Origin of the sequence: Lysinibacillus sphaericus, from assembly GCF_001629735.1 — a bacterium.
GTDB classification, from domain to species: Bacteria; Bacillota; Bacilli; order Bacillales_A; family Planococcaceae; genus Lysinibacillus; species Lysinibacillus pinottii.
This window is the reverse complement of sequence record NZ_CP015224.1, coordinates 1,355,606-1,380,927: the sequence shown is the minus strand read 5'-3', so window position 1 is coordinate 1,380,927 and position 25,322 is coordinate 1,355,606. Positions and strand designations below refer to the sequence as shown.

Here is a 25,322-nt window from a genome sequence, read left to right as displayed (position 1 = left end):
ATGGCACACTGAAGTGTCATGCATTTTGTTTTACAGGCTTCTTTACAAGAACCACAAAAGAAACAGCCGTTCCTTCATGAAGCTTACTCGTAATGTGCAATCCTTGCCCGTAATGCTGTTGAAGACGAAGATGGGTATTCATTAAGCCAATGCTTCCGGATGGCTGTTGTTTTGTCTGAAGCAACTGGGACAATCGTTGTTCATCTATGCCAACACCATTGTCCGAAACCGTAATTTCAAGTTGTGATTCACTTTCATAAATCCGAATATGGATCGTTCCCCCTTCTGTACGTTTTAAAATACCGTGCTGTAAGGCATTTTCAACTAAGGGTTGAATCGTTAATGATGGAATAAGCACATCTGTAGATGCCTCTAAATCCCATTTAACCTGAATACGATCGCCGAAGCGCTCCTGCTGAATATAGAGATAAGCTTGAATTAACGTAAGTTCATTTTCTAACGGCACAAGTGCTTCAACATTTTGAAAATTATAGGATTCTCTTAAAAAATCACTGAGTGCCTCTACTAATCTACTTGTTCGCTCACTATCCATTTCACTCAACGTTAAAATGGCATTTAACGTATTAAAAAGAAAATGAGGCTCAATTTGTGCCTGCAGCCAAGCAGCCTCCATACGATGACGCTCCTGTATAGATCGCTTCACCTTTATTAAAGCCGCTACTCGTGATCGTAGCTCTAGGGCATCGACAGGCTTGGTCACATAATCATTTGCACCTGCTAAAAAACCATTTTCAAGATCCTGGGGTTGACTACGCGCTGTCAGTAATAATACAGGTAAATCGGTGATGGAGAATTGCTTCCGAATAAGACGAACTAATTCGTACCCTGACATTTTAGGCATCATCACATCTGAAATAACTAAATCCCACTCGTGTGACTGAATACATACTAGCGCTTCTATACCACTTGTCACCGTAACAATGTCATACGGTTCATTCGCTAAAATGGTCTCAACGACCCGCAAATTAATAGGCTCATCATCCACTACCAATATACGCGGATGATTAAACTCCGTACTCTGTTCATGTTCCAAGTCAGTTTGTAAAGGTGTTATGCGCTCTGGAATCTTGCTAACACTTTGTCGTCCCTTTTCAAGTGGCTCTTGGACATTCGATTCAACCGCTAAGGGCAATGTAAATGTAAAGGTCGAGCCTTGTCCAACAATAGATTGGGCTTTCAATGTACCGCCATGCAATTCAATGAGCCGCTTACAAATGTTTAGTCCTAGCCCAAACCCTCCTTCTACCATAGTTTTACTGATCGTCCCTTGCTCATATCGTTCAAATATTCGACGCATGGTTTCATCGTCCACACCAATGCCTGTATCCGTAATGACGATGTTCGCCATTCCATTGCGTGTATAACTCGAGATTGTAATCGACCCTTCATTCGTAAATTTCACAGCATTATGCACTAAATTAAAGACAATTTGAATCACACGATTTTCATCAGCTAGCACTCTTTGAAAATCTTCAGGTATTTTCAGGACAAACTGAACAGGCTTCCCCTCAATCATAAAGCGCAGCATATCAAAAACACCCACAGCAATGGAATGGATGGAAACCCTACTTAGTTGTAATTGTTGTGTATTGTCTTTCAAACTTACGACATCCAGCAAATCATTTAACAACAAAGACATCCGATTACCTACGGACAGGACAGTTTCTAAATCAGTCACACTTTTTGCAGTTAACCGATTGGCTTCACGATCAAGTACCGCTTTGGACATATTGATGATGCTATGAAGTGGATTCCGTAATTCGTGAGAGGTACTTGCCAAAAATTCATCCTTAATTTTATCAGTCTCTTGCAATTTATGAGCAAGCTTCTTCGTATCGGCATGTACCTTTGCGTAATCTTTAAACCACAATGTCGCTAAACAGGCAATTGTCACCATCAAATCAAATGGATAAGAAATGACTTTAATTCCTGTAATCAGCAGCATGACATCCCAAAGGATACTATTCACAAAAGCCACTAGGCCTAATAAAATAAAGACATTACTGCGAATATCTTTGATGGATTTTCCGGTCATCAAAATCAAAGTAATCACTATGGGAGCCCCTAAAATAACCATATAAAAAGCTTGTATGGAAACAAGATAACGTATGGGTAAAGTAAAGGCTAATAGGATTGCCACCAAGCAGAAAAAAGTGTACATCCGTTTATAGTGCTGTAAATGTGGCGGTAGCCAGTGCTCTATACACTGCAATAACGAGTAGCCAATGCCTACCATAGAAAGATGGACTAATATAAATCCCCAATCATAATTGATGGGAAACCAAAATGAAAGAAGTTTATCATCACTTCCTAATAAATAATAAAACATGATATTTACGGTTAAGATCGAAAAGAATAGTAGGCGTTTATCTTTATTTCCAACTAAATAGAGGATAACAGAGTAAATGGCATGCAGGACCAAGACCACTGCCACGAATAGCTGCATCGTGATGGACAATTGTGTCTCCCGATTGATCACATCTTCTTGTCCAAATTTTATAGAGCGTACAATTCCCCCATTACGAGGATCTTGAAAGTTGGCTACTTGAATGACCAGTTCGATTTCACTTTCACCATTTATCTCAAATGATGCTGTAAAGGGTATATTTTTAGCCATTGTTTGCGCTCGATTTTCACCTAGCTCTCCTGATTTCGCAATTAAGCGATCGTTTACATATATTTCTGCAGCACTGCGAATACTTGGAACTCTTAAACTAAAGGTTCTTGCCTCTTCTGTATTAACCAGTATTTTTAGTTGATAAGAGCCGTATCCAAATGGGCTTTGCTCTCCTTTCCGAAAAACGTTGTCCCAACCATCTGGGACTTGTATGTATGAGTGGTTGGAGGATTGATGATCCATCAACCACTGTGATGGATGGAAGGACCATTCGCCATCAAGTGTTAATGCATCATGTTGAAAATCAAAATCACGGACATCGATTTGCCCCTTTATTGCAGATGGTTGATCTGGCTGCGTAAATGAATGGAGCCACAACATACGAGAACCTGTTAACAACACTATAAATAATATAATGATAGCCATAATTCTATGTTTCATAGTGAATGACCATAACACCTCCTAAATCTAAAATGGTAGAGTGATTCAATAACCACCTATTTTACCAACTCAACTTATACAGAATCTGAACAACCCATTTTGCCCTAAAAAAAACAAGACAGTCTAGAGACTATCTTGATTTCCCATAAATACTATATCTTCTGCGGTGGTATGATGCCTGTAACAAGTAAGATAAAGAATACCAAACCTATCAGTACGAATAGTAGTGATGCTATAAATACAGGACCTGCTTTAAACTGAAATCGATCTCGCTCCTGGATGATGCCTGTTATGGCTCCAGATTGTGCTGCAAAAAACCTTGACATAGCTCCTCCACTACTTGTAAAGTAGAGCGTTCCTAATGTAAAGGCAGCCCCTGTGAAAAACATGACCTCAATAAATCTGACAGAAAATACGGAGGCAATCCAATAAGTTAGGACGAATTCTATCATAAATGCAATAACCATCATAATAAAATACTTTCGGTTCATTAAAAAACCCCCCTCTCTTTTCAATTTACGAAAATTATTGGTAAAGGTTTCATTTTTATGAAAACACTGTATATGTTCATCTCCAACTGGGCACGTCTGTTTCATTTTAAACATTTAGAAGAGCCGTGTATGGTCTACCATTAACTCTGCTGAAAATGAAAAAACCTTACTGTTTTGAAGGTCTTTGCTGTAGTGCACAATCCAATATTTCCTTATAAAGAATATTCCATTTGTGATAATAAAAAGCAATATCATTCGGATTTACAAACATACGTTGAGCAGATTCAAATTCTCCCCCAAATGGGAGCAGATTTGTTATCGTCATTTTGTAGAATAGTTGATAGCCAATTTTAGGGTAGGGACTATTTTTTGTCCATAATGGATTTTCACTATGGTCAACGATAATATGCCCTATCAACTTACATTCCCCTTCCACATAGCCCTCTTCCAGTGCTTCCCGTTTTAAGCAATCCTCTGGGCTTTCACCCGGTTCAATATGTCCTCCTGGAAAATCCCATCCTCGATGATTTACATCCACCAATACTAATTGATCCCCTTGAAAACAAAAGCCGTGAACACTTGTTATTAGATGATGTGGGGGCAATAAGTTATTTTTTTCCCAAGTTAATTTAACGATGGATTCTCCCCAATTCACATAAGTGGTTGTCAATTATTTCCTCCTAAAATAATAATCTCTCTTACTGATACTTATTTAATAGTTCTACTGGAATATGACAATAATCGTTTGGACATCTCGCTAACCTATCTTGATGTTCCTCTGCGCTTCTTACATAATTTGTCAGAGGTAATACTTCAACAACAATCAAATCATAATCATTTCTCTTACAAAGAAACGCCTGTGCCTCAAGTAAGTGTTCCGGATTTTCACTATAAACGCCAGTTCTGTATTTCTCGCCTACATCCTGTCCTTGTTTATTCAAACTGTAAGGATCAATCATTTCAAAAAAATACCCCATTAATTCCCTGATGGATACAACGGACGGATCAAATCCTGTTTTTACACATTCGGCATACCCATCGTAATCACTCTCAAGTGTAAAACTTGTTCCGTTGGCTCTTCCTGCCTCTGTAAACACAACGCCTGGTAACGTTTTTATAAAAGCTTGAACTCCCCATAAGCAACCACCTGCAAAGTATACTACTTCCAATCTCATTCCCCCCTTTTTAGTAAAAAATAGTCCCATCTATATTTTTGTAAGAAATTCCTAAATTTTTATTCCATACTACCATGAAATTGCACCAAATTACAGGCAATTTTCTCTCAACATAAAAGGACCAGGATACCCACTATGTTGGGAAGCCTGGTCCTTTTGTGAAAAAGTGAAGCTTACTACTTTGCTTTAGTTTTGTATCCTACTATTACAGTAGTTGTTTTCATCCTGAAAAAGTTACAGCTTGTCTAAACATTCTATTAAGAACTTTTGAATTACCATCTAAATGCTTCCCTCGAACACAAGTGAAGAAGACCGACGAAATTGAAGTTTGCTATAATCCACAAGACATAGTCCAGAACATTCAGCATACTTTTTAAAATATGTATTTCCCTACACCTACACTTGTACATACTCCTTCCCTTTATAAATACTTCGTTATCATTCTATTTACTAATGCCTAGCAGCATAAATCGTCCATCTCCATATGATTCAAAAAAGAAGGGAAAACGTAGAATCACAATTAGCTTCATCACCGTCAATTTGTCGCTAGCCAATGCAATAAAGTTTATTTCCACTAAAGATTGACTTATGAAGTCGCTAATGCTAAATTTACTAAAGCAGTAATTTAGTAAATTACTAAATCCAAATGATAAGGAGTTTTTTTCATGAACATCCCCACACATTTAAAACATAAACCCGTAATTGTTGCCGAAAACTATGCCAATATCGATGGACGTACAGCCTATCAAACTGATGCTCAAGGGCTTTCTCTCGGCTTAGCTCAGTGGAATGACAGAGGCAAGGTGGATATTTCAGCAAAGGTTTGGCGTCATACAGGTGGCAAATGGTCTCGTCAATCAGAAGAGCTTCCCCTACATCGTGTGCTTGACCTTGCTATTTTAGTCTGTGAGGCGCAACTTCATTTTAAAGAGGCCTATCGCTATGAGCATTTATATGATGAAGAAAACCCCGTGATTAAGCGTGTAGGCTTACAGGGCGATGCCATGACTGTGGAGGTTTGTACAGAAAATGAGCAAATCCATGAAGATATTCAGCTCTTTCAGCAAGCGTTAAATAATGATGGTGAGCTAATCGGTGAACGACTACGCACATTGTCACGAATCTTAAAAGAAATGGGTTATTAAAACTCAAGAGGAACATAATGATGAATGCACAAATGTTACAAGACGATCAAAAGCTTCGGAAGGCCTTTTTAAATTTTTTAATTCCGGTTATGTTGGCAAATGTCCTACAATCCGTTGGGCAGGTTTTTGCCATGTTTTTAGTGGGGCGTAATTTGGGTGTCGATGCATTAGCAGCGATTTCAGCCTTTTTTCCATTTTTCTTCTTTTTAATGGCATTTGCCATTGGTATTGGATCAGGTAGCTCCATCTTAGTGGGGCAAACCTTCGGGGCTGGTAATCATGCTAGGATGAAGGAGGTTGTTGGTGTAACGCTCGCCTTCACAACGATTTTATCCATTGTTGTGGCAATCTTTGGTGGCTTTTTTATTGAATGGATTTTACGTTTTATGCAAACACCGGCTAATATATTAGATATGAGTATTAGCTATGCCCAAATTTTATTCTTCACGTTACCAATTATGTTCTGGTATATGGTGTATACAACCTTTATGCGTGGAGTTGGTGATTCGAAAACACCATTCCTATTTTTAGTAATCAGTGTTGTGTTAAATATCGCCTTCCTTCCTCCATTACTGTTCGGTTGGTTTGGCCTGCCTGCATTTGGCTTAAATGGCGCTGCTTATGCGTCTGTGCTATCAAACCTAGTAACAATGATTCTGTTACTGGCATATTTGCATAAAACCAAGCATTTACTCCGTTTAGACAAATCTATTTTACAGCATTTTAAATTAAAGAAAGATATTTTAGCTTCATTATTAAAGCTAGCGATTCCATCTAGTATTAGTATGGTTGCTATATCTGTGGCAGAAATAGCTGTCATAGGCTTTGTTAACGTTTATGGCTCCAATGCAACTGCAGCTTATGGTGTTGTGAATCAGGTGGCTAGTTATGCACAGGTACCTGCGATGAGTATTGCTATTGCCACATCTGTATTTGTCGCTCAAGCATTAGGAGCGAATTCTACAGAAATGATTAAAAAAATTCGCCAAATGGGTGTTCGTATTAACTATCTTTTAGGTGGTGCGATTATACTTATCATGTATCTATTTGCTGAGCCAATTTTGGCCTTTTTTATCGATTCACATGATACTGTACTCATTGCCAAAAATTATTTATATATCGCCTTTTGGAGTTATTTAATTTTCGGTCATACACAAACGGTTTCAGCTACGATGCGTGCAACAGGCGTCGTTTTATGGCCTACAATTTTCTTAGTTATTACTATTTGGGTAGTTCAGGTACCGTTAGCGTTCCTATTATCCCACCACACTTCATTAGACTTAAATGGTGTATGGCTCGCCTACCCAATTACCTTCTGTGTACATTTCATTATGCAATATACCTACTTCAAGCTAGGCTGGCAAAAACGAACATTAAAAGCAATGCTTAACGATTAAAGGATTGAGGACATGAAAAGAGCTCATGTCCTTTTTTCTATAAACACAAAATGACCAGGTGCTCGTCAGTGAGCCCTGGTCATCTTGTGAAAAGTGAATTTTACTACCTTGCTTTAGTTTTTTGTATTCTACTAATGAATTAGGCGTATATCGTTTAAAAAAGTTACAAATAAAAAAATATTTTTTTCATCTTCTTCGATTTATTTTACCCCAAGGTTTAATAGACAATTAAAACATATTGAATTACCCTACTTTTTTTTATAAAAACACCACCTTTTGTCCAAGCTATTATTATAAAATAGCTACTTGAGAGTGGAGAAACCATGAAAACAACCTTCAAATTTATAGTGATGATTTTTCTTACAACCCTGCTCGCAGGTTGCTGGGATATTACAGAGCCACAAAGAATGTACTATATCAATGCAGTCGGTGTTGATTACGTTAATGATGAATATGAGGTCTATTTACAAATTATTAATTTTGCAGATGTCGCTAAATCCATTCAACCCAGGTCAAATACTGAACCTGCTGAAATTGGTCATGCCAAGGGAAAAACCATAGAAGAAGCTATCTACAAATTGTACCGATCGTCTGACCAGCAAATTTTTTGGGGGCATATGAGATATATTATCTTCTCAGAGAGAGCCATGGAAAATGAGCGGTTTATCCCAGTTATTGATACGTTTATTCGCTTTCGAGATACAAGATATCAAATTTGGATGTATTGTACAAAGGAATCAGTGAACGATGTCCTCCTTGTCTCACCAATATTAAAAAATTCACTGTCTTCTTCAAAACTAAGTAACCCAATCAACCCAACAGAACAAGAAACGTTTATTGAACCAAAAAATTTACGAGAAATCGTTATTGGGTTAAATGAGCCAAACCACGAAGTGACTGTACCTTATGTCTCCATCAAAAAAGATTGGCAAACGGTCGATGAAAAGGTAGAAGAAACGTATTTTTCAGGTGTCGGTATTTTGTCGAAAGACGGCGTAAAAGGTTTTTTGAAGGATGAGGCTGCTAGAGGTAATCAATGGATGCATAATTACACAAACCGAGGTGAAATCACCTTTAAATTAAGAACTGACGGTAACGAGGAGTTGACCGTTAGTATTAATAAATTACAAGTAGAAAAAATTCCTATTGTAAATAAAGAGGATGTTTATTTTGATGTGGAATTAAAACTTCATGCAACCGTCCAAGGCTTTAAAGGGAAAGTCAGCGAAAAGGAACTGAAAAAACAAATTATTCAGGAAGTGAAAAAGGAGATCAGAGAAACCTATACGGAGGGATTAAAATTAGATGTAGATATTTTTCGATTATCAGAGGTACTCTATCGAGATAACGTCAAAGCATGGAGAAAAATAGAAAAAGAAGGAAAAATCCCTTTACAAGAGAACTCTATTCGTAAAATATCTATTGATGTTCAGCAAATAAATCCAGGACGCAAAACGTTTTCAGAAATCATTAAAGTTAAAAGACAGGGTTCTCCTGAATAAAAAACGCTTGGGAGCCAAGCGTTTTTTTTATAAGTGAAATTGCTCTTGGACTATTTTTGCTACATCTTCCGCACTTAAATTTGTGCTGTTTATCTTTATATAGTTTGGGAATTGGATTTCGTCCTCTAAAGAGTTCAATCTATTTTTCTCTATTGAGGTTAACAAGTCATTTTCAGACCAAATAAGGTCCCTTTTTGAAGGCTTATGCTTCAGTCTATTCGAGCCTTTATTGCGATGTAGTCTTTCTTCTAAAGCAGCCTCAAGTTCTACATAGTATACCTTGCCCCCTTTGGATTCAAAAAGCTCAGTAACCCCCTTTACATAATCCCAATCGTCTTGAACATCGAACGCCCAAACAAATGTGAAAATTAATCCATATAAATGACTAGCTGAAACTTCTTTGAAAATCTCCTGTCGAAATAAATTGACTAATCTCTTCCCCTCTTTCGTACCGTAGTCAAAGAAATGACTAACTAAATCAATTGTCATATGATTATGAAATAGCTTTAAATTAGTTATTTTGGCTAATTCCTGCCCAACTGTCATTTTCCCAACAGCTTGAGGACCAAATATAAGGACAAATTTCATTTGTTACCTCCTAGAAAATGCTCTTAATTTTTGAGTATAAAATAATTTTCACAGCAAATAATAGTTGTAAATAGTTCTAATCGAGGTGAAAAATAAATGGAACATTTCCCACTAATACATACGAACTTTTGGGATGCCGTCATCGCTGTTCCAGTGGTGATGATGCTAACACAGTTGATGAAAAAGCTATGCCATATTAAACCTTTTTGGGTTCCCTTCATCGCTTTAGTTATCGGCTTACTCATTTCCGTCTTCATCAGCCATCGCCACCACCTGTTAGCTGGCTTGTTTATGGGCTGGTTTTATGGCTATGCAGCTATTGGTAGTTATGCTTCCTTGAAAACCTCTTATATTACATATAAGCAGAAAAAACTAAAAAAACAAAATCGGTTTTCCCCTTAGATTTGTTAGGGACTACGTACAATTCAAAGTTCTTAAATTAAAAATAACCCCTCTTCTATCCCTCTCATCATATCGATTGCTCCATTTGATTGATTGGAACAGATCACTACCTTGAAAGAGGATTCTGGATAATATGCCGAGTGGAAGCATACTCCAGGATCGTACCCCATAACATGATATTTCAAAATAGATTGATGACTATTTTTCTTAATCCAGATGCCATGTCCATAACCACTACTTTCACTCATTTCTACATGTGCTAATAGAAGTTGCTTCGTTAAAGCTTCATTTAGTAGTTCAAAGTTCATCAGAGCATCCCATAACTTCGCCATATCACCTACTGTGACAAATGCTCCCCCATCAGAACCACCTTTGACAGGTAATGAGTAGATATTTGTTTTCCATGTACCATCTGCATTGTCGATATAGCCTAAGGCCGTATTAGAAGGTAGAGCGTCCAATGAAAAATAGCCAGATTCCGTCATCTTTACACGATCAAAAATAAATTGTTGAATGTAATCTGAAAAGACCATACCTGATATATGCTCAACAATTAATCCTAATAAAATATAACCTGCATTATTGTAGTGAAATCTAGCACCTACTTGATATTTCATAGGACGATTTTGGAATAAAGGTAAAAAATCACTCAATGTTCGAAGCTGATACATTGGATTTTCAATCCACAACTCTTCAAAATCATCCATTTCCTCCTCATCAAAATAATCTGATATCCCTGATGTATGCGTCAGTAAATGATTAATCGTTATTTCCTTATCAAAATGTGGAAATGACTGATTGAGACATTCACATAGTTTAGTGTCAAAAGAAAGTTCTTCTTGTTCTATTAGCTGACAAATAGCTATTGCAGTAAAAATCTTACAGCCAGAGGCAATACCAAAACGAGTTTTTGCATGATTTTTGATTTCCTCAGAACGATTTGCATACCCAAAACTTTGGTTGACTACGATACCCTGCTTTGGATTCTCTACAAGCACGGTACCTGAAAAATTAATCTTCTGTTGAATGTCCAGTATGATGTTATCTAAATTTGTATTCATCCATTTTCTCCTAATTTAATTAAATTTTTTTTAAATAACTGTTCACTACCGCACCATAAATTTCCCCATAACGATGACGTTTCACATTGTTCTCTCTTAAGGATAAGGTAAAGGGACCAATTACTAGCACTCCGAAAATCTTTTTAATAGATGCCGCTCCTTTCTTCCCTATGTAGATGGATAATTTATGACGTATTTAATTGAAAGCTGTATGCTACAATGTAGGACCCGTTAATAGGCAGGCAAACCGCTCCACACCTGGGTATTTTTCTCCTAAACTTGTCATGTGAAATCCTATCTTTTTATAAAAAATCACAGCATCTCTATCCGTTTCGGCATAAATGGAAGAAAATGAATGATGATGGTGAATAGACTGAACCATCCTACGCCCAATTCCTTTCCCACGATGCGCTGGCGATACGGCTATATGTTTAATGACACACGGATGTGCATCACCTATTTCAATTCCTATACAGCCAACAAGTTCTTGATCCATGTAATAGCCATATAATTTCCATGCCAGGGAATGTACATACAAATCATATGCCTGATCCACCTTTGCTTTGGATGTGGCATAGGATAATAATACTTTCACTGCGGGTTGAATAGGATAAGATTGAATAATTTCCAATGCACTCTACCTTTCGATTATGGTTATACAGATAGACCTTGTTTTATTTCATAAAAGCGTTGGGATGGATGAATTATCCCTACTCCCTTAATAAGGATATAGTCGAGGCATGTTATACGTTGTTTCTTTTTTTCCACAACACTAAAACAAACATTAGTAGAAATAAAAAAGTCATGCCGATCATAATCACTGAAAGTGGATCAACAATCATAAAATAGCTGTCTCTTACCTGATAGCTGCTACTCATGGTAAACCTCCTATTTCATAAGTGATATGTATGTGTTTCTTATTCTTGTACCAAGAAATAACGAATGATTGCGGTGTTTGTAGGTTTCTGCACTAATTTGCACGATACGTATCTCCTATTTTATATTATCCATCCAAATAATGGTATGTTATATTACTTAAAAGATAGATTATGGGAGGGTTCATGATGAAAATTAGAAAGGCAATCGTCGAAGATGCTACAGGTATTGGGACAGTACATGTCGATAGTTGGAGAATAACCTATAAAGATATAATTCCAGATGAATTTTTAGAAAAATTATCTTATACACAACGAACACTTTTATGGGAACGTCATCTCGAAGATCTAACTAAATTTATACTTGTAGCTGAAAATGACGACGGAGATATTATTGGCTTTTCTTCTGCGAGTCAAAGGGAAACAGCACCTATTCCCAATTCCATTTATTTAGAAACACTCTATCTCCTAGAAGCCTATCAAGGGAAAGGTCTAGGTAAGCTTTTATTGAAAGAACTATTTCTTTTCTTTCAGCAGAAAAACTATTCCAAAATATATGTAGAGGTGTTGGCTGACAATACATCAAAATATTTCTACGAACATTTTGGCGCAAAGCTTTTAACAAGCCTAGACATCAATATTGGGGGCAAAGTAGTAGAGGAGCTAGTTTATGAATGGGATGATGTCAATAAAGTAGTAGAACTATTATGGGATGCATAAAAGCACCCAAATGAATTGGCAGCCTTTAACTACAGATTAGGAGGGTTGAAATTGGCGATTGGCGTAGTTGTTATTGCTTTGGTGTTAATCGTATCTATCGTTTTCATTATATGTCTGGGTAAATCGAAGAAAACAACATTCATTATTTGGGGAATCACTTTAATGGTAGTCATAGCACCACTGTTTGCCTGGTTGGTTTCTATTTTGTATGGCATAAAAGAAGGCGACGGTTTTGCAGCAGTAGGACTCATGGTCATCTTGTTCCCCTTTTTATTTCTCATTGGGCTGGTTATATTTCTCGTCGGTGTATTCAAAACATTTTAATATATACCACTCCTGTTTTTTCTACTTCTTTAAAAATAAACAGGAGTAAAGTTAGAATGCTTAAATTAAAATTTTCTCAAAGCTTAGGATAACTTTATCTTCGTAAATTCTCTCGTCAAACTGTATAAAACCAAGCGAAGTCCAGAAGTTGACAGCGCCTTTATTGGTAGAATGTACTGCGATATGAATACAGTTTGCTCGTTGACTTCTCATTAATTCCTCGTACATCATGTATATTTTTTTGGCATATCCTAAACCTTGATATTTTTTATGGACCGCCAATAGACTGATCCAAGGTTTTTGATGACGGGGGCTTAACATGCCATAATCCAAAATAGCTAGAAAGTCATCCCCTTTTTTTACCAAGTATCTTTCAACCTGTAATTCTTCTGTTTCTTCATGTATAGCTAGAATATCCTCATTCCCAAGAACCTTTTGATCATAGGCGATTAAATTATATTCCTGATTTGAGTTCATAATATCCTTTTCGATTTCCACGAATGTCCTATCATTTTTATGAAAGGTAAACATTTTTTATTTCTCCTTTTCTTTTGCTAATTTTATAGTACCTCAAATTGGAGTACATTGGCGTTTATTTATGTATCCAGGATAGACCTTATTCTATCCGTGACTCTTTTTTAGCTGACATTAGACGAATACCCCACTCCCTTCAATGACAAATTACATACTATAAATTGAAGAAAGGAGAGGTTTTCATGGGATATTACGGAAACGTAGGAAATGCAGGATATTATGGTAGTGTAGGTAATTACAATTGCTGTTACAGCGGTTATGGTAATGAGTATAACATGGGCTACTGCATGGACCATGGCAAAGGTAATAGTTCAACATTTGTCTTAATCGTGATTCTATTCATTCTACTCATCATTGTTGGCGCAACATTCATGCAAAAAGAAGATTGCTAATCATTAGTGATAAGAGATAACTATAACTTCTTTTGTCAATCATCCAAGGGTCCTTTATAGCCAGGTGGCCCTTGGATTTTCACTAAGAAAAAAAAGAAAAACAACCGACTAACATTTGTCGGTTGCTTCACAAATTACGATATTAGTCTTGAATAGCTGGCTCTAATGCGACAACCATCATGTCGTTGAATTACTTGTACTTTTTTAAAGAACAGGATACTTCATGAATGTTGATTTAACAACATTCTACACTATTTAAAATACAACTAAAATTGTTTACCTTTTTATTACGTTAACTAAATATAAGAGGTTGGTCGCTTTTGGTCACCAAAAGTCGCCTTATTTCGGTTAAAAAACTTAAAGACGACCCATTCGGAGTGGTCTTCTTTGTTATTTTAACAATTATCTATAAATACATTTTCTACTCCTATTTCGGTACTTCATAACTGAACATGCTTCCATCATCTGTTCTTCCTCTTAGTTTTACACCAGGTTTAGCCAGTAAACCATTGAAAGCCCAATAGCGATAGGTTTCACCTTTCAAAAATTCATTCTTTGATGAACCTGTTGGGGACGATAAATGAAACTGTTCAACTTTACTTTTATCTACTACTAAGTTTGAAGCAAAGTTCATATCAGACCCATTCTTAATACCAACAAAACTCACGTTTCTACTTGGCTTGAATGTGTATTCATAGTAGATTGTATACATTCCTTTATTTAGAAAAGCTATATTGTTGCTTTCATCAAAAAACATATCTTTAAAAATTCCCTTTGATTTAGAACCCGTTACATCCACAAAAATTGCATGTTCAATTGTAGAAACCCCAGTGTTATTTAAATACGTGTGAGATTTACCAAGAACATCCTCATATCCGTATTCGGATTTCTTTAGGTTGGAGATAGTTAAGATGTTCGTTCCTGTGCTAGCAACTTCACGAAGTTCTTTTAACCCTGTGAAATCAGATGGAGCTTTCTTCATAGCATCCATAAAGCGGATAAGGATAGTTGCTACCTCGGCACGTGTTGTATTGCCATTTGGTTTGAATGAGAAATCTTCATAACCTGACAGCAATCCAGTACCAAGTGCTACCCCGATATACGGTATATCCTTCTTATTTACCCCTCCACCATAAAATTCTGGAATCGGAATAATTGTAAGGCTTGAATTTGCCATTTCCTCAATCGCTTTGCCATAATCAGCATTTGCATGGGCTAACCCATTCGCAAGCCAACGAGACATTTCGCCACGTGTCATTGCTTTGTTTGGTTCAAATTTGTTATTTGAGAAATCACTAGCTTTAATGAATCCAACTGCTAGTCCTTCTTGAATAGCGTCATTTGCCCAATGTGAAGCTCCAACATCTGAAAATTTAGATGGTGTACGGTTGTTGCCATCGAATACGCGTGATAGGAATGTTGCAAACTCTGCACGTGTAACTTGAGCAGATGGCTTATATGTACCATCTTCATATCCTGTTACTAACCCTTTTTCAGCGACCTGTTTAATGGACTCATATGCCCAATGAGATTTAGCTACATCTTTAAACGTTGTTTTTGTAACTGGTGCTGCTTGAACATTTTCAGTAGCAACTGGAATAACCATAGCAGCTGTCATAACACTCGCTGCTAGTGCTTTAATCATTAAATTATTGTTCGATGATTTCTTATGTAACATTTCATACCTCACCTTTTATTTAAAAATATGTACATACCAAAGTTACCATATATCCCCTGAATAAGAAATATAGACTATTAAAAATAGATTCTTTTATGCCCTTTTATCTACTTACATTACAAATAATACACCGTCGAAATGAATACAAAAGAAAAACCACACATCATGGTGTGGTATTTTATAGTTTATTACGTGAAACCCTTTTAATTTAAAATCTAATCTTAGGTTTCTATCGTCGTAATATTCAACCGTTTTAACAATTTTTCAACAACCTCTATCGCTTCGTCTCTTTGCTTATAGTCAGAAGTGCAAAACCTAATCATTTCTATATCATTCATAGCTTGTTCTATAATTTTGTTTATCTCTTTTGAACTATCAATCAAAGATAAGTTATGTTCTAAATCTGCAATATTATACACCCCTTCTTTAAACCTTCTACAAACTAATCCCAGCTCATATAAATCATCCTTAAATGCCTTCCAATTCGGATTTCTTTTATCTTGTTCATTAGACTTTCGAACATTTTTAACAAACCTTTTCTCACAAGCACCATACCTAATATAATTTTTTTGTGCTTCAACAAGGGGCACATGGTTAGCACCTAAATCGTACTCATTTTCTTTTTGAAAAGGGTCGTCCTCCCAAAAACAAATTGGGCATATATCATAGCTACCATCACTATCCAATGTTCTATAGCCACAACAGGGGCACGTAATTTTGTTCATGGTACACCTTACCTCTCGACTCATTTCTATGTCATTTTCTACAAAACACTTACTAAACTACTCAGTAAGTTTAATAATACCCTATACAACTTTCATTTGGATAACTATTTCCATTAATTTTCAAGCCAATTATCTAAAGATGGTTCACTATGCACTAATGATTGTGGAAGACTATTAGGTTAATTTAACTAATTATAGAAAAGCATTGGACGTTCACTGTGCACTTTCCATTCACAAATATTTAATAAAAAATAAATAACAAAAAACCATCAAGACATGGTCAATAAACTAATCATATATCCCCCATTCAAACACAAAATAATGACTATCAGACTGTCCAAATATGTAGTCATATGTATATCCTTTTATTAGTTGAATAGTTTCAATGTGATTTAATTTAGTTAAAAGTTCTTTAACAATTGGTTCTGTTACATTAAGATATGCTAATTCATTTTGAAATCTACATAGAAACTCACCTTGGTTCACTAACTCAATACAAATGTTTTTGGGGGGGTAATAATTATTAATCCAGAAATTTTCTAGCGCGGTTAGCCATTGTTCATCAGAAGGATTTGGTTCATCATGGATATCCCACTCCTCTCCATCAAACAATTCTTTTTTTAATATTGCAGAAAATGCCTCTTGAATATTATCAAATTGACTTTTTTCTGCAAATATTATATCTACTTGCATTTCATAATTATCTCTAAATTCATATACAAGAAATGACAAATTTGATAATCTTACATTTGCAATTTGTCTAGCAAATAAATTGTAATCATCAAACAACTTTTGAATATCCTTGAACATATAATCTCCATTCCTTTCTTCCTATTTCTATTCCATTATCTTTATAATACAATGAACAAGATTATTTTGGATAACTATCCATTTGTGATTCTAGCCATTTTTCTAGGTTTTGGTCTGTTATTTATTTTTGTGTGTTCTATGGTCACGCTCGTTCAGCCAGTTATAAAAAGGTGCTGAACGCCCTCTATTAGACATAAGGTAAAATGCGATAAATGCTTGCCCCTTTAATGAAACAACTACTACATATGGTGTAAGTGAGCAATGGATTTATTATGATTATAAATATTTGTATTTTGAAGATGGAATTTTAACTACTATTCAAGAGTAATGTAAAGGAGGCTAGGACAAAAGGGTTTAGTCAATGAAAACTGTTTGAAGAGCAAGCAATTATTACAGCTATAATAGAAAACACAGATTTTAAAGAAACAATATCTCCTTATAAAAAGTAACAGAATATATTGTACATGATAAAATTGCTTCATTTGAAGTAAAAAAATATTAAACAAAAAATAACCAGGTACTCACATTCAATTGAGCTCCTGGTTGTTATTTTGGTGACTGAGTATTAATTACTTGACTATGTCAATGTCAGTCTATACTAATTTTAAACTAATAGAACTTTCACCTTTTTACTATTCATTTTCAAAAATGACCCATACTTTATATCTATCTTCTATACTACATTCCGTATAAATCCTACATCCTTTTATTGAAGCTAATCTAAAAGCAAGAGAATATGCTATCTTGTAATCTGGAGTATCATATCCATTATAAATTCTTCCATATATTTCATTTGCTATGGAATCTGCCCATGTGTCAGCTTCATATAGAGTATCGAAAATAATTTGTTCTATATTCCATTTAATAGTCATATATAAACTCCTCCAGATTTTTTTATACTCTGCATTCAATTCGAATACCGCTAGTTTCATTACTACCACTTGTTGATTCTAGAAGAGAAGAAAGTATATCATTGTCTTTTCAAGAATGGTTACCTTTTTTTCCTGTGTAATTAATATGATGAAGAAGTAAAAAATTTTTTCTTAGGTACCACAAAAACAAAGAGATACGTTTGTCAATGTCCCTATCGAGTTAATGAGAGAAATAAAACAATATACAAAGGACCAGAAGTTACAACTCGCATCAGGGGAAGCTTGGACACCTTTGGAAGATGACGATAACAATTCAATAAATCTACTATTCACAAAAACAAACGGTTTCCCTGCACATCCGGATAGTATGTTCAGGAGCAACTTGGACATGTTAACATTCAAGAAACGATTAATACCTATAGTCACTTAACTATGAAAGATAAAGAAAAAGCAACCGACTACTTTAACTCCATTTTACAAAAATGGTCGTTTTTTGGTCGGTTGCTTTTATTAAGGTATTTCATACATGTTGAAAACGCTGTTTTATCAACTAGTCTTGAATAGCTGCCTCTAATGCGACAACCATCATGTCGTTGAATGTTGTTTGACGTTCTTCTGAAGTTGTTACTTCACCTGTAATGATGTGGTCACTTACTGTTAGAACAGAAAGTGCTTTACGGCCAAATTTAGCGGCTAATGTGTAAAGAGCTGCTGATTCCATTTCTACAGCTAGTACACCGTATTGTGCTAATTTTTCATTTTGATGCTCATCTGAGTAGAATAAATCTGCTGTGAAGATATTCCCTACTTGTAAGTTAAGTCCAGCATCTTTCCCTGCGTTATACGCTTTCAATAATAGGTCAAAGTCTGCGATTGGTGCGAAGTCGATAGCTCCACCCCAAATGATTTGGTTCATACGTGTATCAGATGTTGCTGCTTGTGCTAAAATCACGTCACGCACTTTCACATCTTTTTGAATTGCACCACAAGTACCTACACGGATTAATTTTTGAACATCATATTCTTGCATTAATTCTGTCGCATAGATTGAAATAGATGGCACACCCATACCAGTTCCTTGTACTGAAATACGTTTGCCTTTATACGTACCCGTATAACCAAACATATTACGTACCTCGTTGTAGCAAGTTACATCCTCTAAAAATGTTTCCGCGATGTATTTTGCACGAAGTGGATCTCCTGGAAGTAAAATTGTGTCAGCGATTTCACCTTTTTTTGCATTAATATGAACACTCATACTGCAATCCCTCTTTTCTGTCAGTTATCACTATAAATAATACTGTGTTTCTGTCATTTACGCAATGCTAGACGTCTAGCAACTAAAAAATTATTTATAGTTTTCGTACAATTATGCCTGTCCCTCATATAATTCCCACAAATGATCAAAAGCTTCAATTGTTAAATTTTCTGTAGCATAGGATTCAATGTAGTTGGATAGTTCGTTAAAGTCTGTGCTTTGCTTTGGAAAATTATGCTCATGAAACATTTCCTCTGCAAACCGTACCTTAGGGTCTGACCAGTCGCCGCCCCGAAATGTTAGGACATATAAATAAAAACTTTTTTTCATCACACAATTTCCCCTTTTCTTGCATTTACTTTTCGATAGTGTATCAGAAAAACCGTTATTCGTCATAATTTCCACTACTAAGATATATTACCTATCCAAGGTTTTAGCACTATTTTCTTGGACAATCCTGACTTTTGTCACAGCTATAGCTATCAGAAAAATTTAAATTTTTAGAAAAAATAATAGAAATATCTAGTAAAATAAGATAAAATGGAAATCGATTACTAAAAATTAGGAAGGTGATGCGATGAAAAAGACTAAGAATATTCATGATGCAGCAAAAAAACGCCCGACTCTCTTCACTTTTAGCTTTTTTAAGAGAAAGAAAGCTTCTATACAAGAGAAAAACGGGATCAATCCCCGTCCTAATAGAGTAAAACGACAACGTTTTTACCATTTAATTAGAGGAAAAGTGCTTATGATGTTCGCACTTCTTATTGTAATTAATGGTGTAATGGGTATATTGTCTTATGTCAATATACAGAAGCTTCAGCAGGAGATGGAGGATTTCACTAAGAAGAATGTCTTAGAGCAGTTAACAGTAAATCAACTTGCGTATGAGATTGCAAGGCTGACGAATTTGGAACAAAGTTACTTAATTACAGGTAATGGCATTTATTCTACTTCATATCATTTGAAAATTGATACTATTAATAAAAAATTAACGGCTTTAAATGAACAATTTCAGGATCGGGAAGTTGAGCTTGGTCATATACAGGCCATTGACCAGTATTATAGAAATTACTTGGATTATTCAAAAAAAGTGATGACTATGCGTGATGAACTTGGTCTTGAGCAGGCCCGTAAGCTTATGATGGGGGCTACTGGGGAAACAATGAAAACCCATATTGATAATAATATTGAATCCATAAATATTGTAATGGATGAATCGAATAAAGCTAAATTAGACAAGCTTAATCAACAAGTAAACCTTTCGATCACTACATTCTTTATCGTATCTATTATAGGGTTTTTAGCCATTGTTATGTTTGGTTTTATGCTCTTTAAATCTTTGAAACGTAATACACAAGCGATTAATGACTCCATCCTTGATATTGCTCAGGCAGGAGGCGATTTGACGAGGCGTGTGAAAGTGCGAAATCGTGATGAATTTTCCATTATTGCTGCTTCCACAAATACGTTGATTGAATCCATTTCCAATTTAATTCGACGTGTAAGTGAACTGGCTGATCATGTATCAAGCAGTAGTCAGGAGCTCATGTCGCTAGCAGATGAAAATGCTCGTACCATTCAAGATATTGCGGATGCGACTGCAGATATTGCAAGCGATAGTGATAATACCATTTCTAGTATGAATAGTGCACAACAAAAAATGAGCGATTTAGAGCACTCTATGCATCAATTGAACGAACAAGCCAGTGCCGTACATCGTGCCTCTATAGCCATGCAGCAAGCAGCCGATGAAGGAAGCCTTTCTGTGGAGCAATCTTCGCTTGTTATGCAATCAATCGAAGAAACAATGGCTTCCACAACATCCACGGTCGAAGCTTTAGGTCGTAAATCTGCCGACATTACATCAATCATTGGTACCATTACAGCCATTTCCGAGCAAACAAATCTACTAGCTTTAAATGCAGCGATTGAAGCGGCTCGAGCTGGCGAGCATGGTCGAGGCTTTGCCGTGGTAGCGGATGAAGTTCGAAAACTAGCTGAGCAATCCCAAAGTGCTGCCAAGGAAGTAACTGCTATCGTGACATCTATTCAAGATGAAGTTACATCTATTATTGCTCAAAACCATGAAGGAGTCACTACGGTCATTCGAGGCGTAGAAGTAACCAATGAAACCAATCAATCTTTGGCCAACATTTTATCGCATACACAAGAAACAACAACGATAATTGCAGCCATGGTGGATAAAATTGCATCTACACTTGACTTTAGCAATGCCGTAGCGAGCGACTTCATTCACGTCAATGCCTATGCTGAGCAGTCCGCGGCTAACACCGTAACATCCGCCGCCGCTGCCACACAGGGCTCCGCTTCCATGCAGGAAATCAACGCGGCTGCCACTGAGCTTGCTCAACAAGCTGACAGCCTGCGAAATCTAGTAGGAGCATTTAAAGTTTAAGTTTTTTCTAAACGTTATTGTAAATTTAAGAGGGAATCCTTCCAATGAAAGGATTCCCTCTTATTTTTTGAGGAGGAGATGCTTCAATATGGCGAGGTGTGAATCAGCCAAGGTCAGAGGTGCTATCCGCTCGTTCTATCCTCACTTCACACATTCTATCCTCTACTTAGTTAATGCACAAAAAAACCTAGCAAGGTCGCTCTTGCTAGGATGATATTTTATTTGAATAATGATAGGAATTGGCCGTAGCCTTCTTTTTCTAAATCTTCTTTTGCTACGAAACGTAGGGATGCTGAGTTAATGCAGTAGCGTAAGCCTCCTAGTTCACTTGGGCCGTCTGGGAAGACATGTCCTAGATGGGAGTCTGCTTCTTTACTGCGTACCTCTACCCGACGCATACCGTGGGAAGTGTCGAAGTGTTCAGTTACTTCTTCTTTTTGGATGGGCTTTGTAAATGCTGGCCAGCCACAGCCTGAGTTGTATTTATCCAATGAGCTGAATAGTGGTTTCCCAGAGACGATATCTACATAGATGCCCTCTTCAAAATGCTCATCAAACTCATTACGAAATGGTGGTTCTGTCCCATTTTCCTGTGTCACATAATATTGCATGTCTGTGAGTTCTTTTAAACGTTGTTCTTTATTCATGTTTGTTCCCCCAGTGATGCTCTTGAAACGCTCGGCGACCACTTCCAACCGAATAGCGTTCATAGTGCATTGGATTTTTCTTATAATAATATTGGTGATAGTCCTCAGCCGGGTAAAATGTGCTAGCAGGTAAGATTTTCACCATGATCGGTTTATCAAATTTTCCAGAGGCTTCTAAATCAGCCTTTGAACGCTCTGCTAGTTGACGTTGTTCTTCATTATGATAGTAAATGGCTGTTGTGTAGGATTCGCCACGATCGTAAAATTGGCCTCCTGCATCTGTCGGGTCTATTAAGGTCCAATAGATGGATAGTAGTTGCTCATAACTATAAAGGTCATCATCGTATACGATTTGCACGGCTTCTACATGTCCGGTAGTTTCTGAGCACACTTGCTCATAAGTTGGATTGACAACATGTCCACCTGTATAGCCTGATAGCACCGACTCAATGCCAGGTGTTTCGTCAAATGGCTTGACCATACACCAAAAACAGCCTCCTGCAAATGTTGCATATTGCTTTGCCATTCATTTCACTCCTTATTCACCAGGAACAATAATTTCTAATAAAATTTTGTCATTTGGTAAGTCTAATTCTTTAGCACGGACACGTGATCCTGATGCTATGTTAATTCGCGATAAATCAATATAGATTTCTGCTTTATTGGGGTTCACGGTAATCCAAGAAGGGAATTCCACCGAATCCCGCATAATTTTCATGGTCGTCTCCGGCGGAATGTTTAATAGCCCGACATTCATTCCCGTCTGCTTTAAAATAATATTGCCCTTGTCATCCACAATTGGATCAAAATTCATGGAAATCGGGATTTCCGTATAAAACACGGTAAGTGTGCTTCGTAATTGAATATCATCGCCGATTGTAAAATCAAGTGGTAAAGGCGAGCCTTTTGCTGCATCCTTTAAATATTTTTTGGAAATCGATTCTAATTCCTTTGTTGTGGTTTGCACCACGAGTACATTTCCTTTGCTTTCACTTTCACCTGCTGAACTCTTCGCAACATCGACTCCATCTACTGGTCTAGTTGCTAAAAAAACGACGAGGAGGATTGCAAAAAGCACTGTGCCTGCTAAGGCGAAAAACGCGACTTTCCATTTATTCATTTTGTCACTCCTCGAAGCCTATTGCCTTGTTAATCTTTTCTTCCATACCACACTGCTCCATTGCTGCTAGTATACGTTCTGTCATTTTTTCATATCCCTTTGCATTGGGGTGGAAAAAATCTGTATGATAGACGAGCTCTTCATTTGAATCAAATAAATCCTCCACCGATACGTAGCATGCATTGGAATCTTCGCTCGCTACTTCCTCAATCACATTATTCCATTCTGTGATAATTGTATCGAATTCATTCGCCTCATTGGTCACAATCGAAAATGGATTGTAGAATCCAATGAGTAGGATAGGCACTGTCGGATTTTTTGCACGAATTCCTTCAACGATTTTGCTATAGCGCTGCTTATAGGTCCGCAATTCTTTATCGAATGCGTCACGCTTCAGATTAAACAAATCCTGTTTAACCACTTTCATGACATCATTGCCACCCATTGTTAAAGAAATGAGCTGCGCTTGCTGCAACTCTTCATCATAATGCCCTTTTTTCACTAATTTTAGTAGCTGATCACTACGTCTGCCCCGTTTGCCACGATTATCAACATCCACCTCGGAAATCGAAGGCCACGTAAGCAATGAATCTGCTAATCTTCCTACATAACCGTCTTGACTATACTCATCACCGACACCATCTGTTAATGAATCTCCCAGTGCCAAGTAATGCAGTTGCTTTGCATTTTCTTCATCAATTTGCGATAAATCCTCTGCTGATGGCTCAAAAAAATGTTCAAAAATTTGCGTCAGCATATTCTTGGAGGTTTTTTCCTCTTCTACTGTTTGTTGCTCATCCTGCGTCATATCTTGCTCCGTTTCTGCTTGCTCGCCGTCAGGCTCTGCTTGCGGATTCGGCTCATCGATTGATATTGCACAACCACTTAGTACTAAGACGATCAAACATGACAACATAAATCGCCAAATGTCCATTTGACCACCTTCCATCCCTTTCTGTACCTTCTATTATAGAATAGTTCATACCCTAATGAAAAGTGACTTACCCTCTGTTCTCCATAATTTTGTGTTGTTGTCAAATTTCCTCTTTTCCAAATGCCGAACAAGCATCCAGCTAAAAGGTAAAAAATGAAAAAAAGCCACTACATTTACTTATGTAGTAGCTCCTCACTATTATTCTGCAAAATAAATAAATCCGATTGCACCTGGTCCAGTATGTGTCGAAATAATTGGGGATGTAAAGGCAATCTCAACTTTATCAAAACCAGTTCCTTCGATTAACTCTTTTAATGGATTACCCATTGTGATGAGGCCATCTGCATGAGAAATACCGACCGTTTTAACTGTTTTCCCAGCCGTATCTGCTTGGAATTGTTTAAATAAGTAATTCACAACCTGTTTATGGCTACGAACCTTGGAAACAGGATTGTAAACGCCACCCTCTAGGTTAGCAATAACTTTGATGTTCAGCAATGAGCCGATAAAGCCCTTTCCTTTACCAATTCGACCGCCTTTAATTAGATTCTCAAGGGTATCCACAATCACATACAAATGTGTGTTTGCACGTACTTTATCCAGACGGGCCACGATGTCCTCAACCGTTGCTCCAGCATCGCGCATTTTTATAGCCTCACGTAGCTGGATAGCTAGACCAATTGCAATAAAGCGTGAGTCAATCACAGTCACATCGGCGTCTGTCATTTGAGCTGCTTGTCGTGCTGACTCCACCGTGCCACTCATACCACCTGTCATATGGATGGATATAATTTGATCGCCATCTTTGCCTAACTCATCATATAATTCCTTAAATTTCCCTGGTGCAGGCTGCGAACTTTTCGGCAAATTTTTAGCATTTTTCATTAAGCCTAAAAAAGGTTGTGGCTCTAAATCCACACCATCTATATATGTTTCACCATCAATTTGAATTGTTAATGGCACGATATGTATGCCATGCTGTGCTACTTCTTCTTTAGTTAAATCACAAGTTGAGTCCGTTACTATATGAATTCGTCCCACTTCGACACATCCTTTTACTTCATTAAAATTTATTATATAGACTAATGAATCATTATGTAAACATGACATTTGTCATTAGGTTAAGCCTTGATTTCTTTAGAATGTAAACGCTACCTTTGATACTATAGCGTTT

Annotated in this window: 27 protein-coding genes and 1 pseudogene; 8 read left to right on the top strand and 20 right to left on the bottom strand. The window is 36.8% G+C overall.

Going from position 1 to position 25,322, the window contains the following annotated elements; translation table 11 throughout:
- Window positions 1-16 precede the first annotated feature (16 nt).
- From A2J09_RS06790 to A2J09_RS06775, 4 genes are all read right to left on the bottom strand, one after another.
- Entirely contained in the window at window positions 17-3,079 is a 3,063-nt protein-coding gene (locus A2J09_RS06790; protein ID WP_036161605.1) for a hybrid sensor histidine kinase/response regulator, read from the bottom strand.
- A gap of 152 nt (window positions 3,080-3,231) precedes the next feature.
- Window positions 3,232-3,570, bottom strand: coding sequence for a hypothetical protein (locus A2J09_RS06785; RefSeq protein ID WP_036161603.1), 339 nt, complete (start codon window positions 3,568-3,570; stop codon window positions 3,232-3,234).
- Window positions 3,571-3,736: 166 nt separating this feature from the next.
- Window positions 3,737-4,240 (bottom strand): NUDIX hydrolase, encoded by a 504-nt coding sequence (locus A2J09_RS06780; protein WP_036161600.1) that lies wholly within the window; start codon window positions 4,238-4,240, stop codon window positions 3,737-3,739.
- Between the two features lie 28 nt (window positions 4,241-4,268).
- On the bottom strand, window positions 4,269-4,739 hold the full coding sequence (locus A2J09_RS06775) for a peptide-methionine (S)-S-oxide reductase (RefSeq protein WP_036161596.1): 471 nt from the start codon (window positions 4,737-4,739) through the stop codon (window positions 4,269-4,271).
- A 671-nt stretch (window positions 4,740-5,410) separates the two neighbouring features.
- Here A2J09_RS06775 and A2J09_RS06770 point away from each other — a divergent pair.
- From A2J09_RS06770 to A2J09_RS06760, 3 genes are all read left to right on the top strand, one after another.
- Window positions 5,411-5,890, top strand: a complete 480-nt coding sequence (locus A2J09_RS06770; protein WP_012294376.1) for a DUF6530 family protein — start codon at window positions 5,411-5,413, stop codon at window positions 5,888-5,890.
- 17 nt (window positions 5,891-5,907) lie between these two features.
- Window positions 5,908-7,287 (top strand): MATE family efflux transporter, encoded by a 1,380-nt coding sequence (locus tag A2J09_RS06765; RefSeq protein WP_012294375.1) that lies wholly within the window; start codon window positions 5,908-5,910, stop codon window positions 7,285-7,287.
- Between the two features lie 323 nt (window positions 7,288-7,610).
- Entirely contained in the window at window positions 7,611-8,789 is a 1,179-nt protein-coding gene (locus A2J09_RS06760) for a Ger(x)C family spore germination protein (RefSeq protein ID WP_012294374.1), read from the top strand.
- Window positions 8,790-8,816: 27 nt separating this feature from the next.
- Here the strand turns inward: A2J09_RS06760 and A2J09_RS06755 are convergent, their stop codons facing one another.
- Window positions 8,817-9,377 carry an AAA family ATPase gene (locus A2J09_RS06755; protein WP_012294373.1) on the bottom strand — a complete coding sequence of 187 codons (561 nt, stop codon included), beginning with the start codon at window positions 9,375-9,377 and terminating at the stop codon, window positions 8,817-8,819.
- Window positions 9,378-9,473: 96 nt separating this feature from the next.
- On the opposite strand from A2J09_RS06755, the gene A2J09_RS06750 reads away from it, so the two are divergent.
- A complete protein-coding gene (locus A2J09_RS06750) occupies window positions 9,474-9,779 on the top strand; it encodes a hypothetical protein (RefSeq protein ID WP_012294372.1) in 306 nt (101 codons plus the stop codon).
- 32 nt (window positions 9,780-9,811) lie between these two features.
- Here the strand turns inward: A2J09_RS06750 and A2J09_RS06745 are convergent, their stop codons facing one another.
- The 3 genes from A2J09_RS06745 to A2J09_RS24420 form a co-directional block, all read right to left on the bottom strand.
- Entirely contained in the window at window positions 9,812-10,840 is a 1,029-nt protein-coding gene (locus tag A2J09_RS06745) for a serine hydrolase domain-containing protein (RefSeq protein WP_012294371.1), read from the bottom strand.
- Between the two features lie 214 nt (window positions 10,841-11,054).
- Window positions 11,055-11,471 carry a GNAT family N-acetyltransferase gene (locus tag A2J09_RS06740; RefSeq protein ID WP_012294370.1) on the bottom strand — a complete coding sequence of 139 codons (417 nt, stop codon included), beginning with the start codon at window positions 11,469-11,471 and terminating at the stop codon, window positions 11,055-11,057.
- Window positions 11,472-11,583: 112 nt separating this feature from the next.
- Window positions 11,584-11,718, bottom strand: a complete 135-nt coding sequence (locus A2J09_RS24420) for a hypothetical protein (RefSeq protein WP_257216129.1) — start codon at window positions 11,716-11,718, stop codon at window positions 11,584-11,586.
- Between the two features lie 186 nt (window positions 11,719-11,904).
- On the opposite strand from A2J09_RS24420, the gene A2J09_RS06735 reads away from it, so the two are divergent.
- Both A2J09_RS06735 and A2J09_RS06730 read left to right on the top strand, forming a co-directional pair.
- Entirely contained in the window at window positions 11,905-12,435 is a 531-nt protein-coding gene (locus A2J09_RS06735; protein WP_036161592.1) for a GNAT family N-acetyltransferase, read from the top strand.
- A 51-nt stretch (window positions 12,436-12,486) separates the two neighbouring features.
- Complete coding sequence (locus A2J09_RS06730) at window positions 12,487-12,759, top strand: hypothetical protein (protein ID WP_012294368.1); 273 nt, start codon at window positions 12,487-12,489, stop codon at window positions 12,757-12,759.
- A 60-nt stretch (window positions 12,760-12,819) separates the two neighbouring features.
- Here the strand turns inward: A2J09_RS06730 and A2J09_RS06725 are convergent, their stop codons facing one another.
- Window positions 12,820-13,290, bottom strand: coding sequence for a GNAT family N-acetyltransferase (locus A2J09_RS06725; protein ID WP_036161589.1), 471 nt, complete (start codon window positions 13,288-13,290; stop codon window positions 12,820-12,822).
- A gap of 185 nt (window positions 13,291-13,475) precedes the next feature.
- Here A2J09_RS06725 and A2J09_RS24625 point away from each other — a divergent pair, with 185 nt between their 5' ends.
- The gene (locus A2J09_RS24625; RefSeq protein WP_031418153.1) at window positions 13,476-13,685 is read left to right on the top strand and encodes a YjcZ family sporulation protein; all 210 of its coding nucleotides are present in this window, start codon (window positions 13,476-13,478) and stop codon (window positions 13,683-13,685) included.
- A 427-nt stretch (window positions 13,686-14,112) separates the two neighbouring features.
- Here the strand turns inward: A2J09_RS24625 and A2J09_RS06715 are convergent, their stop codons facing one another.
- From A2J09_RS06715 to A2J09_RS06685, 6 genes and pseudogenes are all read right to left on the bottom strand, one after another.
- Window positions 14,113-15,363 carry an S-layer homology domain-containing protein gene (locus A2J09_RS06715; protein ID WP_012294365.1) on the bottom strand — a complete coding sequence of 417 codons (1,251 nt, stop codon included), beginning with the start codon at window positions 15,361-15,363 and terminating at the stop codon, window positions 14,113-14,115.
- A 476-nt stretch (window positions 15,364-15,839) separates the two neighbouring features.
- Window positions 15,840-16,088 (bottom strand): annotated as a pseudogene (locus tag A2J09_RS24130) (CPCC family cysteine-rich protein); the annotation flags it as partial.
- A 288-nt stretch (window positions 16,089-16,376) separates the two neighbouring features.
- Complete coding sequence (locus tag A2J09_RS06705) at window positions 16,377-16,898, bottom strand: hypothetical protein (protein WP_012294363.1); 522 nt, start codon at window positions 16,896-16,898, stop codon at window positions 16,377-16,379.
- A 632-nt stretch (window positions 16,899-17,530) separates the two neighbouring features.
- On the bottom strand, window positions 17,531-17,770 hold the full coding sequence (locus A2J09_RS06700) for a hypothetical protein (protein WP_036161585.1): 240 nt from the start codon (window positions 17,768-17,770) through the stop codon (window positions 17,531-17,533).
- Between the two features lie 550 nt (window positions 17,771-18,320).
- Window positions 18,321-19,028 carry a purine-nucleoside phosphorylase gene (deoD, locus tag A2J09_RS06690; RefSeq protein WP_031418150.1) on the bottom strand — a complete coding sequence of 236 codons (708 nt, stop codon included), beginning with the start codon at window positions 19,026-19,028 and terminating at the stop codon, window positions 18,321-18,323.
- 111 nt (window positions 19,029-19,139) lie between these two features.
- On the bottom strand, window positions 19,140-19,358 hold the full coding sequence (locus A2J09_RS06685) for a YozE family protein (protein WP_031418149.1): 219 nt from the start codon (window positions 19,356-19,358) through the stop codon (window positions 19,140-19,142).
- 247 nt (window positions 19,359-19,605) lie between these two features.
- Here A2J09_RS06685 and A2J09_RS06680 point away from each other — a divergent pair, with 247 nt between their 5' ends.
- Window positions 19,606-21,447: a methyl-accepting chemotaxis protein gene (locus A2J09_RS06680; protein WP_036161579.1), complete on the top strand. Its 1,842-nt coding sequence runs from the start codon at window positions 19,606-19,608 to the stop codon at window positions 21,445-21,447.
- Window positions 21,448-21,665: 218 nt separating this feature from the next.
- Here A2J09_RS06680 and msrB read toward each other — a convergent pair whose 3' ends face one another.
- The 5 genes from msrB to A2J09_RS06655 form a co-directional block, all read right to left on the bottom strand.
- Window positions 21,666-22,094: a peptide-methionine (R)-S-oxide reductase MsrB gene (gene msrB, locus A2J09_RS06675; protein WP_012294357.1), complete on the bottom strand. Its 429-nt coding sequence runs from the start codon at window positions 22,092-22,094 to the stop codon at window positions 21,666-21,668.
- On the bottom strand, window positions 22,087-22,620 hold the full coding sequence (msrA, locus tag A2J09_RS06670; protein ID WP_012294356.1) for a peptide-methionine (S)-S-oxide reductase MsrA: 534 nt from the start codon (window positions 22,618-22,620) through the stop codon (window positions 22,087-22,089). Before msrA ends, msrB begins: the two co-directional genes overlap by 8 nt.
- Before the next feature lie 12 nt (window positions 22,621-22,632).
- Window positions 22,633-23,214, bottom strand: coding sequence for a YpmS family protein (locus A2J09_RS06665; RefSeq protein WP_012294355.1), 582 nt, complete (start codon window positions 23,212-23,214; stop codon window positions 22,633-22,635).
- A 4-nt stretch (window positions 23,215-23,218) separates the two neighbouring features.
- On the bottom strand, window positions 23,219-24,148 hold the full coding sequence (locus A2J09_RS06660; RefSeq protein ID WP_227256843.1) for a GDSL-type esterase/lipase family protein: 930 nt from the start codon (window positions 24,146-24,148) through the stop codon (window positions 23,219-23,221).
- 198 nt (window positions 24,149-24,346) lie between these two features.
- The gene (locus A2J09_RS06655) at window positions 24,347-25,189 is read right to left on the bottom strand and encodes a DegV family protein (RefSeq protein ID WP_031418146.1); all 843 of its coding nucleotides are present in this window, start codon (window positions 25,187-25,189) and stop codon (window positions 24,347-24,349) included.
- Window positions 25,190-25,322 lie beyond the last annotated feature (133 nt).